The following is a 15,069-nucleotide window of genomic DNA, read 5'->3' as shown; positions in this document are numbered from 1 at the left end:
CGGCGAGGAGAGCGTATGTCCCAGGTTATTCGCGACAACCTCAAGCGCCTGCTGGCGCCCCGGCACCTGGCATTCGTTGGCGGACGCAGCATGGCGCGCGCGCTCAAGCGCTGTGCCGACGGTGGTTTTTCCGGGCCGATGTGGCTGGTCAACCCGCAATATGACAGCCTCGATGGCATCCCCTGTGTGCGCCGCGTGGCCGATTTACCGTGTGGGCCGGATGCGGTGTTTATCGCCACCAACCGTGAATTGACGCTGACCTGCGTCGCTGAACTGGCCGCTATCGGCACGGGTGGCGCGATTTGCTACGCCTCCGGTTTTGCCGAGACCGGTGCCAGCGGCGCCGCCATGCAGCAGCAACTGTTAAAGGCGGCGGGCGACATGGCCTTGCTTGGCCCCAACTGCTACGGCCTGCTGGATTACCTGCACAGCTCGGCGTTGTGGCCGGTGGCCCACGGCGGCAAGTCGGTGGAGAAGGGCGTGGCGGTGCTCACCCAGAGTGGCAACTTCGCCTACAACCTATCGATGAGCGACCGTTCGCTGCCGGTGGCCTACATGGCCTCGGTCGGTAACCAGGCGCAACTGGGCGTTGCCGAATTGATGGATGTGTTGCTTGACGAACCACGCGTCACCGCCATCGGCCTGCACCTGGAAGGCTTGAAGAATGTGCCGGGTTTTGCCCAAGCGGCGCACAAGGCGCTGGAGAAAGGTATTCCGATCATCGCGCTGAAAACCGGCGTGTCGCAGATCGGTGCCGAGCTGGCCTTGAGTCACACCAGTTCGTTGTCCGGTTCCGACGCGCTGTACGACAGCCTGTTTGCGCGACTGGGCGTGATTCGCGTCAGCGGGCCAGTGAGTTTTGTCGAAACCCTCAAGGCGGCCGCCTGCGGCAATCTTCCGGCGGGCAATCGCTTGATTGCACTGGCCTGTTCGGGTGGCGATGCGGGGCTGATTGCCGACTATGCCGAACGCAATCATCTGGCCTTGCCGAAACTGGACGAAAAGCAACGCAGTGAACTGGCGCAGGTGCTGCCCAGCTACGCCAACCTGGTCAACCCGCTGGATTTCACCACCGCCATCTGGGGCGATCGTGATGCCCTGAACACGATGCTCGACACCGCGCTGCGAACCGACGCCGATGCCGCCATGCTGGTGCTGGATTACCCGGCTGAATTCACCGGCGAGCGCAAGGAGTGCGACCTGTTGCTGGAGCTGTTCTGCGCTGCGCTCGGTCGCCATGGCAAGACCGGATTTGTCACCTCGGCGTTTCCCGAGCTGTTGCCGGCCCACGCCCGCGAGCGCCTGCATGCTCAGGGGATCGCTGCGCTGCAAGGCGTAGAGGATGCATTGGCGGCTTGGGGGCGGATTGCCGATTACCAGGACAACCGTCGCGTGTTGCTGGAGCGAGGCGAGTCGATCCTCGAACCCTTGTGCCCAAAGGCCCTGGATGACAGCGGCGGGGCCCTGGACGAGTGGGCCTCCAAGCAAGCCCTGCGTGCATTCGGCCTGACCACACCGGCCGGCGTGCTGAGTACGCCGGGAAGGGCGCTCAACGATGCAGAGTTGCTGGGCTATCCGTTGGTGCTCAAGGCGGTCAGCGCGCAGTTGCCGCACAAGACCGAGGCCGGTGCCGTGGTGCTGAACCTGCAGAACGGCATGGCCCTGACCGCCGCACTGGAGCAGATGCGCGAGCAAATCGCCGCTTATGCGCCCAATGTCGTCTTTAACCAATTGCTGCTGGAGTCCATGGCCACGCCGCCCTTGGCGGAGCTGATCGTGGGCATCAAGCGCGAAAACGACTTTGGCCTGGCTCTGGTCATCGGCGCTGGCGGGATCCTGGTGGAACTGCTCAAGGACAGTCGCAGCCTGTTGTTGCCGACCACCGACAGTGCGATCCGCAACGCCTTGCTCAGCCTGCGCAGTGCCGCGTTATTGCAGGGTTTTCGCGGGCGGGAAGTGGCAGATATGGATGCATTGGTCGCCGCGATCCGTGCCGTGGCGGACTACGCCTGCGCCAACGCCGGGCAGTTGCTGGAGCTGGATGTGAACCCATTGTTGGTCAATGCCCAGGGCGCCACGGCGGTCGATGCATTGATCCGTCTAGGAGATGAACATGCACGATAAAACCCTGACCGGCGGCCAGGCCCTGGTGCGGTTGCTGGCCAATTATGGCGTCGACACGGTCTTTGGCATCCCCGGCGTGCACACCCTGGAGCTGTATCGCGGCCTGCCCGGCAGTGGCATTCGCCATGTGCTGACACGGCATGAGCAAGGTGCCGGCTTTATGGCTGACGGCTACGCGCGGGTCAGTGGCAAGCCGGGGGTGTGTTTTGTGATCACCGGTCCCGGCGTGACCAACGCCGCCACCGCGATTGGCCAGGCGTACGCTGATTCGATTCCGATGCTGGTGATTTCGAGCGTCAACAGTACCGCCAGCCTCGGCAAAGGTTGGGGCATTCTGCATGAGACCCAGGACCAGCGCGCGATCACGGCGCCGATCACCGCGTTTTCGGCGGTGGCACTGAGCACTGAGGATTTGCCTGAATTGGTCGCCCGCGCCTACGCGGTGTTCGAAAGCGAGCGACCCCGTCCGGTGCATATCTCGGTGCCACTGGACGTGTTGGCCGCGCCGATCCTGCGCGACTGGAGCAATGAGGTCGTACGCCGCCCTGGTCGTGGCTTGCCGTCCGCTGAAGCCTTGGATCAAGCTGCGGCCAAGCTCGCGACAGCCAAGCGACCCATGATCATTGCCGGTGGCGGTGCCTTGGCGGCGGGCGGGGCTTTGCAGCGCTTGAGCACCCAGTTGGCGGCGCCGTTCTTCACCAGCGTGGCCGGCAAGGGGTTACTGCCCATCAATGACCCGCTGAATGCCGGTTCCACCCTGTGCGTCGAACCCGGCTGGCAACTGATCAGCGAGGCGGATGTGGTGCTGGCAATCGGCACGGAAATGGCCGACACCGACTATTGGCGTGAGCGTTTGCCCCTCAACGGTGAGCTGTTGCGGGTGGATATCGATGCACGCAAATTCAATGATTTCTACCCCTGTGCCGTGGCACTGAAAGGCGATGCACAGCAGACCGTGCTCGCCTTGCTGGAGCGCCTGCCGACCACAACGCGCGATGCTGAAGCCGCCGTCTCGACAGTGAGGGCATTGTTGCAGGCAGTCGAGTTGGGGCACGGCGCCTTGCAGTCCATTCACCAAGCCATTCTCGACCGTATCGAAGCCGAATTGCCGGCCGATGCGTTCATCAGCAGCGACATGACCCAACTGGCCTACACCGGCAATTACGCCTACCGCAGCCGTGCGCCGCGCAGCTGGTTGCATCCTACCGGCTACGGCACCTTGGGCTACGGCCTGCCCGCAGGTATCGGCGCCAAGTTCGGCGCGCCACAGCGGCCGGGTTTGGTGCTGGTGGGCGACGGTGGTTTCCTCTACACCGCCCAGGAACTGGCCACCGCCGTCGAAGAGCTGGACAGCCCGTTGGTGGTGCTGCTCTGGAACAACGACGCCCTTGGCCAGATCCGCGACGACATGTTGAGCCTCGATATCGAGCCCATCGGCGTGCTGCCGCGCAACCCGGATTTCGCGCTGTTCGCCCAGGCGTTCGGTTGCACCGTGAACCAGCCCCGCACCCTGGATGAATTGCAGACGGACCTGCGCAACGCGTTCAAACGCAATGGCGTGACCTTGATCGAGTTGAAACATGCCTGTGCCTGTTGACCTTTAGAGAGACAAGACCATGAGCGAAAACAACAACAAAATGACTCAAGCGATGCACCGCCGCGACTTCCTCAAACACAGCGCCGTGGCTGGCGCGGTGGCCGCGGCGTTTTCCATGGGCTTGCCGTTGCAGGCGTTTGCCGCAGACGCCACGCCCAAACCGGGCGGCGTGCTGCGCCTGGGCCTGGCCGGTGGCAGCACCACCGATTCTCGCGATCCGGGTTCCTGGGTCGATACCTTCACCTTTGTCGGCTTCTCGGCGGTGTACAACACCCTCACGGAAATCGCGGTGGACGGCAGCGCGATTCCCGAACTGGCCGAGCGTTTCGAATCCACGCCCGATGCGCGGGTGTGGACCTTTTATTTGCGCCCCGGCGTGACCTTCCACAATGGCAAGAGCCTGACCGCCGAAGACGTGGTGGTCTCGATCAACCATCATCTGGACGCCAAGTCCACTTCGGCCGCCAAGACCGTGCTAGGCGATGTCGCCAGCGTGAGTGCCAAGGGCAGCGATGCGGTGGTGTTCGAACTGCATTCAGGCAATGCCGACTTCGCCTACGTTGTCGCCGATTACCACCTGGTGATCCTGCCCGCCAAGGACGGCGTGGCTGACTGGCAAGCCGGTGTGGGCACCAGCGGCTACCGTCTGAAAAGCTTTGAGCCGGGCGTGCGGATGGACCTTGAGCGCAACCCCGACTACTGGAAACCCGGTCGCGCGCACTTCGCCAGCGCCGAGTTGCTTGCCATCGCCGACGGCGCCGCGCGGGTCAATGCGCTGGTCACCGGGCAGGTGGATGTGATCAACAAGGTCGACCTGAAAACCGTGGCGCTGCTCAAGCGCAACCCCGGCCTGGTGATCGAAGAAACCAAGGGCGCGCAGCACTACACCTTCCCGATGCTGTGCGACAGCAATGAATTCAAGAACAACGACATCCGCATGGCCATGAAACATGCGATCAACCGCGAGACGTTGTTGGCCTCCGTGCTGCATGGCTACGGCCTGGTGGGCAACGACCACCCGATCCAGCCCGGCAGTCGCTTTATCAATGGGGCACTGGAGCAGCGCACCTACGACCCGGACAAGTCGCGCTTCTACCTGCGCAAGGCCGGTGTGGAGTCGCTCAAGGTGCGTCTGCAGGCTTCCGATGCGGCTTACACCGGTGCGGTGGACGCCTCGGTCTTGTTCAAGGAACAGGCGCGCCAAGCGGGTATCGACATCGATGTGGTGCGTGAACCGGCTGACGGGTTCTTCTCCAACGTCTGGATGAAGCAGCCGTTCACCACCTCGTTCTGGTACAGCAGCCTGACCGCCGACCGCATGTTCAGCATCGGCTACGCCAAAGGCGCGGCGTGGAATGAAACCCATTGGGACAACCCGCGTTTCAACCAACTGCTCAATGCCGCCCGTGGCGAGATGAACGCGCCGTTGCGCCAGGAGATGTACAACGAAATGCAGGCCCTGTGCCGGGATGACGGCGGCGCGATTGTGCCGCTGTTTGCCAGCTCCGTGGCGGCGCGGTCGAACAAGGTCAACCACGGGCCGCTGACCGCGCCCTATGGTGAGTTGGATGGGCTGCGGTTGATCGAGCGGTGGTGGCAGGCCTGAGGAGTGGCATCATGAATAGCCTGTTGAAGCTGGTCCTGCAACGCCTGGCCCTGGGCGTGCTGTCGTTGTTCGCCGTGTCGGTGATCATCTTTCTCGCCGTGGGCATGCTGCCGGGGGATATTGCCCAGGCCATGCTCGGGCAGTCCGCCACGCCGGAAACCGTGGCGGCGTTTCGGGCGCAGTTGGGCCTAGACCTGCCGCCGTTCACGCGCTTTGCCCAATGGCTGCTGCGCCTGCTGCACGGTGACCTGGGTGCGTCGCTGGCCAATCAACGGCCCATCGCCGAGCTGATCGGCGCGCGATTGGGTAACACCTTGAGCCTGGCTGCGTTGGCGGCGTTGGTCTCGGTGCCCACGGCGCTGGTGCTGGGCATGCTGGCGGCGCTGTACCGCAACAGCTGGTTCGATCGCCTGCTCAATACCTCGGCGTTGAGCGCGGTGTCGTTTCCGGAGTTCTTCGTCGCCTACCTGCTGATCCTGGTGTTCTCGGTGGAGTTGGGCTGGTTTCCCAGTCTGTCCAACCTGGCGCCGGATGCCACCTTTGGCACGATCCTGGAACGCTCGGTACTGCCGGTGGCGACCCTGAGCCTGGTGGTGATCGCGCAGATGATGCGCATGACCCGCGCGTCCCTGATCAACCTGCTCGCCAGCCCGTATATCGAAATGGCTCGCCTGAAGGGCATCTGTCAGTCGCGGATTATCTGGCGGCATGCGCTGCCTAACGCGCTGGCGCCGATCGTCAACGTGATCGCGCTGAACCTGGCGTACCTGGTGGTGGGGGTGGTGGTGGTCGAAGTGGTGTTTGTCTATCCGGGCCTCGGCCAATTGCTGGTGGACTCGGTGTCCAAGCGCGACATCCCGGTGGTGCAGGCATGCAGCCTGATCTTTGCCGCCACTTATATCCTGCTCAATACCGGGGCGGACGTGTTGTCCATCGCCAGCAACCCACGCCTGATGCATCCCAAGGGGTAGTCCATGAACCTGTTGAGCCAAGTGGCCCGTGCGCCGTTGAGCGCCAAGTTCGGCCTGCTGATCATTGTGTTGTACATCGCGGTGGCTGTGTTTGCGCCGTTGCTGGCGCCCTATGGCGAAACCCAGGTGGTGGGCGAGGGCTTTGCGCCCTGGAGCGGCCAGTTCCTGCTGGGCACCGATAACCTCGGGCGCGATATGTTCAGCCGTTTGGTCTACGGCGCGCGCAACACGCTGGGCATTGCCTTCCTGACGACGATGCTGGCGTTTTTGCTGGGGGGCTTGAGCGGCTTGGTGGCGGCGATCAAGGGCGGTTGGATCGACCAGGGCTTGTCGCGGGTGGTGGATGTGCTGATGGCGATCCCGCAGTTGATCTTCGCGTTGCTGATTCTGAGCGTCGTGGGCACCAACGCCACGTCGCTGGTGCTGGTGATTGCCTTGCTGGATTCGACGCGGGTGTTTCGCTTGTCCCGTGCCGTGGCAATGACCGTGGTGGTGCAGGATTTTGTCGAAGCTGCCCGCCTGCGCGGCGAAGGCCTGTGGTGGCTGGTCACCCGCGAAGTGTTGCCCAACGCCGCCGCGCCGCTGATTGCCGAATTCGGCCTGCGCTTCTGCTTTGTGTTCCTGTTCATCAGCGCGTTGTCGTTCCTCGGCCTGGGCATTCAACCGCCCACTGCCGACTGGGGCAGCATGGTGCGCGACAACGCCGTACTGATCACCTTTGGCGACATCAGCCCGTTGCTGCCGGCCCTGGCGGTGGCGTTGATCACCGTCAGCGTGAATTTTGTCGTCGACTGGATGCTGCACAAATCCAGCGGCCTGAAGGAGTGTTGAGGATGGACAAGCCATTGCTGGAAATCCGCAACCTGCAGATCGAAGGGCATTACGAAGACGCCTGGCACCCGCTGATCAAGGGCATTGACCTGACCTTGCAGCGCGGCGAGGTACTGGGTTTGATTGGCGAGTCGGGGGCGGGTAAATCCACCCTGGGGCTGGCGGCGATGGGGTATGCACGGGACGGTTGCCGCATCACCGGTGGTTCGGTGTGTTTTGACGGTATCCAGTTATTGCAGGCCAGGCCCGAGGCGCTGCGCAAATTACGCGGCCTGCGTATTGCCTATGTGGCGCAGAGCGCGGCGGCGTCGTTCAACCCGGCGCATCGCCTGATCGACCAGCATGTGGAGACGGCGGTGATCAACGGTGGCATTGATCGCGCCCAGGCCGAGCGTGAGGCGGTGGAACTGTACCGTGTGTTGCGCCTGCCCAGCCCGGAAACCATCGGCCAACGGTATCCCCATCAAGTCTCCGGTGGGCAGTTGCAGCGGGTCATGACTGCAATGGCCATGGCCTGCCACCCGGACCTGATCATCTTCGACGAACCCACCACCGCCCTCGACGTGACCACCCAGATCGAAGTGCTGGCGGCGATCCGCGATGCGGTGAAAACCTACGGCAGCGCCGCGTTGTACATCAGCCATGACCTGGCAGTGGTGGCGCAGATGGCTGACCGCATCATGGTGTTGCGCCACGGCAAGCTGGTGGAAGAGGCAGACACGCGCAGCATGCTCGCCCAGCCGCAGCAGGACTACACCAAATCCCTGTGGGCGGTGCGCAGTTTTCGCACCGAACCCAAGGCTTGCCCGACGCAGGAGCGACCGCTGTTGGAGGTGCGCCAAGTGAGCGCCAGTTACGGTCATCAACCGGTGCTGCATGACGTGTCGATGAAGCTCTATCGCGGCCAGACCCTGGCGGTGATCGGCGAGTCGGGCAGCGGCAAGAGCTCCACGGCGCGGCTGATTACTGGGTTGTTGCCGGCCACGGCGGGGCAGGTGCTGTACGACGGCGAAGCGTTGCCGGTGGATTTTCGGCGACGAACCAAGGAGCAATTGCGCCGCATCCAGATGATCTACCAGATCCCCGACACCGCGCTGAACCCGCGTCAGCGCATCGTCGATATCATCGGCCGCCCGCTGACGTTTTACCTGGGCCTGAAGGGCAGGGCGATGCGCGCCCGCGTTGCCGAGTTGCTGGAGATGATCGAACTGGACCCGGCGGTGTTCATGGAGCGCCAGCCAAGGGAATTGTCCGGCGGCCAGAAGCAGCGCATCTGCATCGCCCGCGCCTTGGCGGCCGATCCGCAACTGATTATCTGCGACGAAGTCACATCGGCCCTGGATCAACTGGTGGCCGAGGGCGTGCTGAAGTTGCTCAACCGCATCCAGCAGCAACTGGGCGTGGGCTACCTGTTTATTACCCATGACGTCGCCACCGTGCGCGCCATCGCCGACGAAGTGGTGGTGATGCAGCAGGGCAGGGTAGTGGACCAGGGCAGTCGCAGCGCGATTTTCACCCCGCCGTACCAGGACTACACCGGCCTGCTGTTTTCATCGGAGCCCGAGATGGACCCCGACTGGCTCGATCATTTGCTGGCCCAACGGGCGGCGCATACCGTTTGAGGAGTTTGTATGAAGGTTTTGATTGTTCACGCGCACCCTGAGCCACAGTCATTCACTGCGGCCTTGCGCGATCAGGCGGTGGCCACGCTGGAAGGCCAGGGGCATGAGGTGAAAGTCAGCGATTTGTACGCCATGCAGTGGAACCCCGTGGCGTCGTCGGCGGACTTTTCATCGCGGGAAAATCCCGAGTATCTGGTGTATGCGCTGGAGCAGCGTCTGGGAGTGAAGAAGCAGTCGATCGCCGCGGATATCCAGGGCGAGTTGGACAAGCTGTTGTGGGCAGATCTGCTGATCCTCAACTTTCCGATCTTCTGGTTCTCCGCACCGGCCATGCTCAAGGGCTGGATTGACCGGGTGCTGGTGTCGGGCGTGTGTTACGGCGGCAAGCGCTTTTACGATCAGGGCGGCCTGGCGGGCAAGCGCGCGATGGTCACGGTGACCCTGGGCGGGCGCGAGCATATGTTCGGTGAGGGCGCGATTCATGGACCGCTGGAGGACATGTTGCGGCCAATTCTGCGCGGCACGCTGGCGTATGTGGGGTATGACGTGATGCCACCGTTTGTGGCCTGGCATGTGCCGTACATCAGCGATGAGGCACGGCGGGATTTCCTGGTGGCCTATGATCAACGGCTGCAAGGGCTGGCGGACGAGCAGCCCTTGGCGTTCCCGAAACTTGAGCAGTTTGATGAGGCGCTGTATCCCCTGTCTTGAGCCTAACACTGATCAAATGTGGGAGCTGGCTTGCCTGCGATAACGGTACATCAGCTACAGATTTGTAGCCTGACACGCCGCCATCGCAGGCAAGCCAGCTCCCACATTTCGATCTCGACCAGTCAGTTGGTTTTGGGTTGTTGGCGCAAACGCTTGGCCGCACTGCGCAGCAGCTGTTCAGTGCCATTCCAGCCCAGACAACCGTCGGTGACGGACACACCGTACTTCATCGACGCACTCAACGGCTGGCAGCCTTCGAACAGGTGGCTTTCGAGCATCATGCCGATCAGCGAGGTGTCGCCCTGCAACCGCTGTTCCAGCACCTCGTTGAACACCGCCGGTTGACGCAGCGGGTCCTTGCCGCTGTTGGCGTGGCTGCAATCGACCATGATGCGCGCCGCTACCTTGGACTTGGCCAGATCGTGTTTCACCTGCGCCACGCTTTGCGCGTCGTAGTTCGGCCCACGGTGCCCGCCGCGCAGTACCAGGTGCGTGTCGGGGTTGCCCGGGGTCTGGATGATCGCCGGGTGGCCCTGGCTGTCGACGCCGAAGTGACGGTGCGGGTGGGACGCCGAGCGCATCGCGTCACAGGCAATCGCGACGCCGCCGTCGGTGCCGTTCTTGAAGCCTACGGGCATGCCCAGGCCGCTGGCCATTTCGCGGTGGATCTGCGATTCGGTGGTACGCGCGCCAATCGCGACCCAACTGAGCAGGTCATCGAAGTAGCCGGCGGCCATGGGTTGCAGCAGCTCAGTGGCGACCGGCAGGCCCAGGCGCAGCATTTCGCGCATCAGTTCGCGGGACAGGGTGAGGCCGGCGGCCATGTCATCACTGCCGTCCAGGTGCGGATCGTAGGCCAGGCCTTTCCAGCCGATGGTGGTGCGCGGTTTTTCGACGTAGGCGCGGATCACCAGCAGCATCTGGTCGCTGACTTCAAGTGCGAGTTTCTTGAGATTGCGTGCGTATTCCATGGCCGATTCCGGATCGTGGATCGAGCACGGGCCGACAATCACCAGTAAACGGGAATCTTCGCCATTAAGAATGGCGCGCACGGCTTGGCGATGGGCGTGGACTTGTTCGTTGAGGAACGGGCTGAGGGGCAGTTGATGCTTGAGCTCAAGGGAGCTGGGCAGGCGCTGGGTCAGGGCTTCGTTGGCGCTGGTCAGTGCAGAGATCGGCAGAGCGGCGGTGGCAGAGTTCATATTCAAGGCTTCCTGGGCAAGCGGCGGGCTGTTCCCGCGCGCTCTGCCCTACTGGGGTGTTCGACAATTGGCCGTATTGGCTACGTGTGTTGGCTTGCCACCAAGAGGTGACCGATCGGAGGCGGCAGGCTGTCCCGAGCGGAGCTGGCTAAATCGCCATGCGGTGGAGGTGTCGTAGCGGTAATAGGTGGCGTAGTTCATGTCGTGTGTCCTTTAAGTGTTCTTCAAAAAAATTAAGAGGTTGAAAAAACAAAACCCCCGGTCGGGGAGCCGACCGGGGGTTAGATTTCTCTGGTAGGCGACCCCTTGAGTAGTGGGCGCCGATTTCAGGTATCAGGCGCGCCAGTGGCTAAACCAATACCCAAAATAAAAGCTGACCAGTGCGCTCGAACCGTTCACACGGGTAGCCGATACCGAGCGCGGGGCGCTGGCAGCAGGGCAGACCTGAGGGTGGGTGAGTTGCAACATGGTGTTTCTCCAAATGATGGGCAGAGCTTACTCGACGCGTGCGAGTAGTTTCAATCAGAAATTTCTATGCTCGTGGGATGCTTACGGCTATGGGGGACTGTCGATATGCTGTGCATACCCTAATTGGAATGGACACGGACACATGGCGTTTCACTTACGCGCAGCCACGGAGCTGGATCTGCCGTTCGCACGAACCTTGACCTTTGAGGCCATGAGCCATTACTACCTGCAATACGGGCTGATCTGGTCCAACGATGGCTTTGACGTCGCCTGGGCCGGCCGTGAAAACTGGCTGATCTGCAGCGATGATGCGGTGCTGGGCTTTATCAGTCTGAGTCGCGACAGCCGCGCGCTCTATATTCGTGAGCTGCATATGCTCGAGACATGCCGCAGACTTGGCGCGGGCAGCTGGGTGTTGGGGAAAATGGCACTCAAGGCGCAGGCCCTGGGCTTGTTGCGCTTGACCGTGTTCAAGACCAATCCGGCCAGGCGGCTCTATCAGCGCATGGGCTTTAGCATTGTCGGTGAGGAGGATTGCTTCTGGCGTATGGAGCGTGCCTGCCCCTTCAGCTAAAGCATGCAGCCAATCCTAATAAGCGCATACTGGCTTCAGGAGACGACTTCCTGATCGTTGTTTTGGCCATCAGCCTCAGCAAGGATGATCCCTTCTTTCATGCCCAGAAGGACCGCTACCTTATGGGCCTCTCCACGCCGTCCCTTTTTGCGCCCAGCGAGCACTTGATAGGTGGTTGCCGGATCAACGCCATGTTCGCGGGCGAACGCTTGGACTGACTTTCCTTGGTGTTCCAGCCAGGCCTTGGCTTGTGCAGCAGTACGGATTCCGGGCATAGTTCAAAACCGTTCAAGTTCGTTTAACAAAGAGATGAGTGTGTCACCTCTTGGGGTGTGCCAACTAGGATCATACATCCAAATGAGTGGAATCGGTTCGCGTTTGAGGCAAGAAAGAGAGCGACTTGGCCTGTCGCAAAAAGTGTTTGGTGAAATCGGCGGCGTTGAGGCCAACGCCCAAGGTAAATATGAAAGTGGAGGGCGTGCGCCTAAAGCGGACTATTTATCCCGTGTCGCTGAAAGAGGTGTGGATGTGTTGTACGTATTGACTGGTACGGCAACACCGATCCAATTGGAGAACCTGAGCCACATCGAAGAGCAAGTGTTGGGCGATTACCGCGCCATGTTCAAGGAAGACCAGGATGCGATCCGCCGACTGACGTCGACCTTGGCCGAACATTCCAGTTCGCTGAATGGAAAAACCAAGCCGCAGCCCCAGGATTCCTGACCCGCTGCCCAGAAAATAGAGCCGTCCACCCCTCGGTGGGCGGCTGCTGTGCGTTCAAACACTATATATATGACGCTTGCAGCTAGGTCTGCGCCTTGGTTTTTTGCTAAGGTGTTCAGCAACCTATAAGACCATATCGCGAGGTGTCTGCTTGATTAGGGTGCTAGTAGTCGATGACCATGATCTCGTTCGTACAGGCATTACACGAATGCTGGCTGACATCGATGGCCTGCAAGTAGTCGGCCAGGCCGAGTCCGGGGAAGAGTCCCTGATCAAGGCTCGAGAGTTGAAACCCGATGTGGTGTTGATGGACGTCAAGATGCCCGGTATCGGCGGTCTAGGCGCCACGACCAAATTATTGCGCAGCCATCCGGACATCAAGGTCGTGGTGGTGACAGTGTGCGAAGAAGATCCGTTCCCGACTCGCCTCTTGCAGGCGGGCGCAGCCGGTTACCTGACCAAAGGTGCAGGCCTGGCGGAAATGGTGCAAGCCATTCGCCTGGTCTTTGCCGGCCAGCGCTACATCAGCCCGCAGATTGCCCAGCAATTGGCGATCAAGTCCTTCCAGCCCGTCAGCGACTCACCGTTCGATGCGCTGTCTGAGCGGGAAATCCAGATCGCCTTGATGATCGTCGGTTGCCAAAAGGTGCAGAGCATCTCTGACAAACTGTGCCTGTCGCCCAAGACCGTCAACACCTACCGCTATCGCATTTTCGAGAAGCTCGCCATCAGCAGTGATGTTGAATTGACCCTGCTCGCGGTGCGCCACGGCATGGTGGACGCCAGCGCCTGACATGAGCACACCGTTTGATCCCAGTGCCTTTCTCTCGACCTGCAGCGGCCGCCCAGGCGTGTACCGCATGTTCGACAGCGAGGCGCGCCTGCTGTATGTCGGCAAAGCCAAGAACCTGAAGAACCGCCTGGCGAGCTACTTTCGCAAGACCGGTTTCGCGCCGAAAACCGCTGCACTGGTGGCGCGTATCGCCCAGGTTGAAACCACCATCACCGCCAATGAAACCGAAGCGCTGCTGCTTGAGCAGACGCTGATCAAGGAGTGGCGGCCGCCCTATAACATCCTGCTGCGCGACGATAAATCCTACCCCTACGTGTTTTTATCCGACGGCAACTTCCCACGCCTGAGTATTCACCGGGGTGCGAAGAAGCAGAAGGGCAAGTATTTCGGGCCGTACCCTAGCGCTGGCGCGATCCGTGAAAGCCTTAGCCTGCTGCAAAAGACGTTTTTTGTGCGCCAGTGCGAAGACAGCTTCTACAAGAACCGCACCCGACCGTGCCTGCAATACCAGATCAAACGTTGCAAGGCACCCTGTGTGGGCCTGGTCGAACCGCAGGAGTACGCCGAAGATGTTCGCCATTCGGTGATGTTCCTCGAAGGGCGCAGCAACGCCCTCACCGATGAACTCTCCGGCGCGATGGAGCAGGCCGCCAGCACCCTGGATTTTGAAAAGGCTGCTGAACTGCGCGACCAGATCTCGCTGCTGCGCCGTGTGCAGGATCAGCAAAGCATGGAAGGCGGCACCGGCGACGTGGACGTGATCGCGGCCTTCGTCAATCCAGGTGGCGCTTGTGTGCACCTGATCAGCGTGCGTGGCGGCCGGGTGCTAGGCAGCAAGAACTTTTTCCCGCAGACCGGTATTGACGAGGACGTGGCCGAAGTCATGGCCGCCTTCCTTGGCCAGTACTACGTCAGCAGTCCCGAGCGCGACCTGCCGTCGGAGCTGATCGTCAATGTGGTGCATGAGGACTTTCCCACGCTGATCGAGGCAATCCACGAACTGCGTGGCCGCGAGCTGGACATCAGCCACCGTGTACGCGGCACCCGCGCCCGTTGGCAACAACTGGCCGTGACCAATGCCGAACAGGCCCTGGGTGCACGCCTGGCCAATCGACAGCATGTCGCCGCACGCTTCGACGCCCTGGCTGAAGTCCTCAACCTGGACGAGCCGCCGCAGCGCCTGGAGTGCTATGACATCAGCCATTCCAGCGGTGAGGCCACCGTGGCGTCCTGTGTGGTATTCGGACCGGAAGGGCCGATCAAATCCGATTATCGGCGCTATAACATCGAAGGCGTCACCGCCGGCGATGACTATGCCGCCATGCACCAGGCCCTGACGCGACGCTTCAGCAAGCTGAAGGACGGCGAGGGCAAGTTGCCAGACATCCTGCTGGTGGACGGCGGCAAGGGCCAGCTGTCCATGGCCCGCGACGTGCTCAACGAGTTGGCGGTGCCCGACCTGATCCTCCTCGGCGTAGCCAAGGGCGCCACGCGCAAGGCCGGTTTCGAAACGTTGTACTTGAATGACGCCGCCCATGAGTTCACCTTGAAGGGCGATTCTCCTGCGCTGCACCTGATCCAACAGATCCGTGACGAAGCCCACCGTTTCGCCATTACCGGTCACCGCGCCCGTCGCGGCAAAACCCGGCGAACCTCAACCCTGGAAGGGGTGGCGGGGGTCGGGCCGACACGGCGACGCGACTTGCTTAAACATTTTGGTGGCTTGCAAGAGCTATCCCGTGCCAGCATTGACGAAATAGCTAAAGCACCCGGTATCAGTAAAAAGCTCGCTGAGTTGATTTATGCGAATCTGCACAGCGAATAGAATGCCTTTCCACCTCGTAGCC

At 61.6% G+C, this 15,069-nt stretch carries 13 protein-coding genes; 11 read left to right on the top strand and 2 right to left on the bottom strand.

Features of this window, described 5'->3' with window-relative positions; all coding sequences use genetic code 11:
• Nucleotides 1–15 precede the first annotated feature (15 nt).
• From HX793_RS14535 to HX793_RS14505, 7 genes are read left to right on the top strand one after another with little or no spacing between them, the layout of a single operon-like run.
• Nucleotides 16–2,124, top strand: coding sequence for an acetate--CoA ligase family protein (locus HX793_RS14535; protein ID WP_177095634.1), 2,109 nt, complete (start codon nucleotides 16–18; stop codon nucleotides 2,122–2,124).
• Nucleotides 2,114–3,721 (top strand): 5-guanidino-2-oxopentanoate decarboxylase, encoded by a 1,608-nt coding sequence (locus tag HX793_RS14530; RefSeq protein WP_177095635.1) that lies wholly within the window; start codon nucleotides 2,114–2,116, stop codon nucleotides 3,719–3,721. The genes HX793_RS14535 and HX793_RS14530 overlap by 11 nt, the downstream gene beginning before the upstream one ends.
• A gap of 19 nt (nucleotides 3,722–3,740) precedes the next feature.
• A complete protein-coding gene (locus HX793_RS14525; RefSeq protein WP_177095637.1) occupies nucleotides 3,741–5,327 on the top strand; it encodes an ABC transporter substrate-binding protein in 1,587 nt (528 codons plus the stop codon).
• 11 nt (nucleotides 5,328–5,338) lie between these two features.
• Entirely contained in the window at nucleotides 5,339–6,298 is a 960-nt protein-coding gene (locus HX793_RS14520) for an ABC transporter permease (protein ID WP_177052828.1), read from the top strand.
• A gap of 3 nt (nucleotides 6,299–6,301) precedes the next feature.
• Nucleotides 6,302–7,129: an ABC transporter permease gene (locus tag HX793_RS14515; protein WP_177095639.1), complete on the top strand. Its 828-nt coding sequence runs from the start codon at nucleotides 6,302–6,304 to the stop codon at nucleotides 7,127–7,129.
• A gap of 2 nt (nucleotides 7,130–7,131) precedes the next feature.
• On the top strand, nucleotides 7,132–8,751 hold the full coding sequence (locus HX793_RS14510; RefSeq protein ID WP_177095641.1) for an ABC transporter ATP-binding protein: 1,620 nt from the start codon (nucleotides 7,132–7,134) through the stop codon (nucleotides 8,749–8,751).
• A 9-nt stretch (nucleotides 8,752–8,760) separates the two neighbouring features.
• Complete coding sequence (locus HX793_RS14505; protein WP_177095643.1) at nucleotides 8,761–9,462, top strand: NAD(P)H-dependent oxidoreductase; 702 nt, start codon at nucleotides 8,761–8,763, stop codon at nucleotides 9,460–9,462.
• Nucleotides 9,463–9,584: 122 nt separating this feature from the next.
• Here HX793_RS14505 and HX793_RS14500 read toward each other — a convergent pair whose 3' ends face one another.
• Nucleotides 9,585–10,664, bottom strand: a complete 1,080-nt coding sequence (locus HX793_RS14500) for a 3-deoxy-7-phosphoheptulonate synthase (RefSeq protein ID WP_177095645.1) — start codon at nucleotides 10,662–10,664, stop codon at nucleotides 9,585–9,587.
• A 610-nt stretch (nucleotides 10,665–11,274) separates the two neighbouring features.
• Here HX793_RS14500 and HX793_RS14495 point away from each other — a divergent pair.
• Complete coding sequence (locus HX793_RS14495; RefSeq protein ID WP_177095647.1) at nucleotides 11,275–11,706, top strand: GNAT family N-acetyltransferase; 432 nt, start codon at nucleotides 11,275–11,277, stop codon at nucleotides 11,704–11,706.
• Between the two features lie 35 nt (nucleotides 11,707–11,741).
• On the opposite strand, the gene HX793_RS14490 is transcribed toward HX793_RS14495, so the two are convergent.
• Complete coding sequence (locus HX793_RS14490; protein WP_038851376.1) at nucleotides 11,742–11,981, bottom strand: DNA-binding protein; 240 nt, start codon at nucleotides 11,979–11,981, stop codon at nucleotides 11,742–11,744.
• An 82-nt stretch (nucleotides 11,982–12,063) separates the two neighbouring features.
• Between HX793_RS14490 and HX793_RS14485 the strand changes: the two genes are divergently transcribed.
• From HX793_RS14485 to uvrC, 3 genes are all read left to right on the top strand, one after another.
• Nucleotides 12,064–12,429: a helix-turn-helix domain-containing protein gene (locus HX793_RS14485; protein WP_016977369.1), complete on the top strand. Its 366-nt coding sequence runs from the start codon at nucleotides 12,064–12,066 to the stop codon at nucleotides 12,427–12,429.
• Nucleotides 12,430–12,580: 151 nt separating this feature from the next.
• Nucleotides 12,581–13,222, top strand: a complete 642-nt coding sequence (gene gacA / locus HX793_RS14480; RefSeq protein WP_016977368.1) for a response regulator transcription factor GacA — start codon at nucleotides 12,581–12,583, stop codon at nucleotides 13,220–13,222.
• A gap of 1 nt (nucleotide 13,223) precedes the next feature.
• Nucleotides 13,224–15,047 carry an excinuclease ABC subunit UvrC gene (gene uvrC / locus HX793_RS14475; protein WP_177095649.1) on the top strand — a complete coding sequence of 608 codons (1,824 nt, stop codon included), beginning with the start codon at nucleotides 13,224–13,226 and terminating at the stop codon, nucleotides 15,045–15,047.
• Nucleotides 15,048–15,069 lie beyond the last annotated feature (22 nt).

It is taken from the genome of Pseudomonas reactans (genome assembly GCF_013387025.1).
Classification (GTDB): Bacteria; Pseudomonadota; Gammaproteobacteria; order Pseudomonadales; family Pseudomonadaceae; genus Aquipseudomonas; species Aquipseudomonas reactans.
The sequence above is the reverse complement of the archived record's forward strand: the minus strand, read 5'-3'. Positions and strand labels throughout refer to the sequence as shown.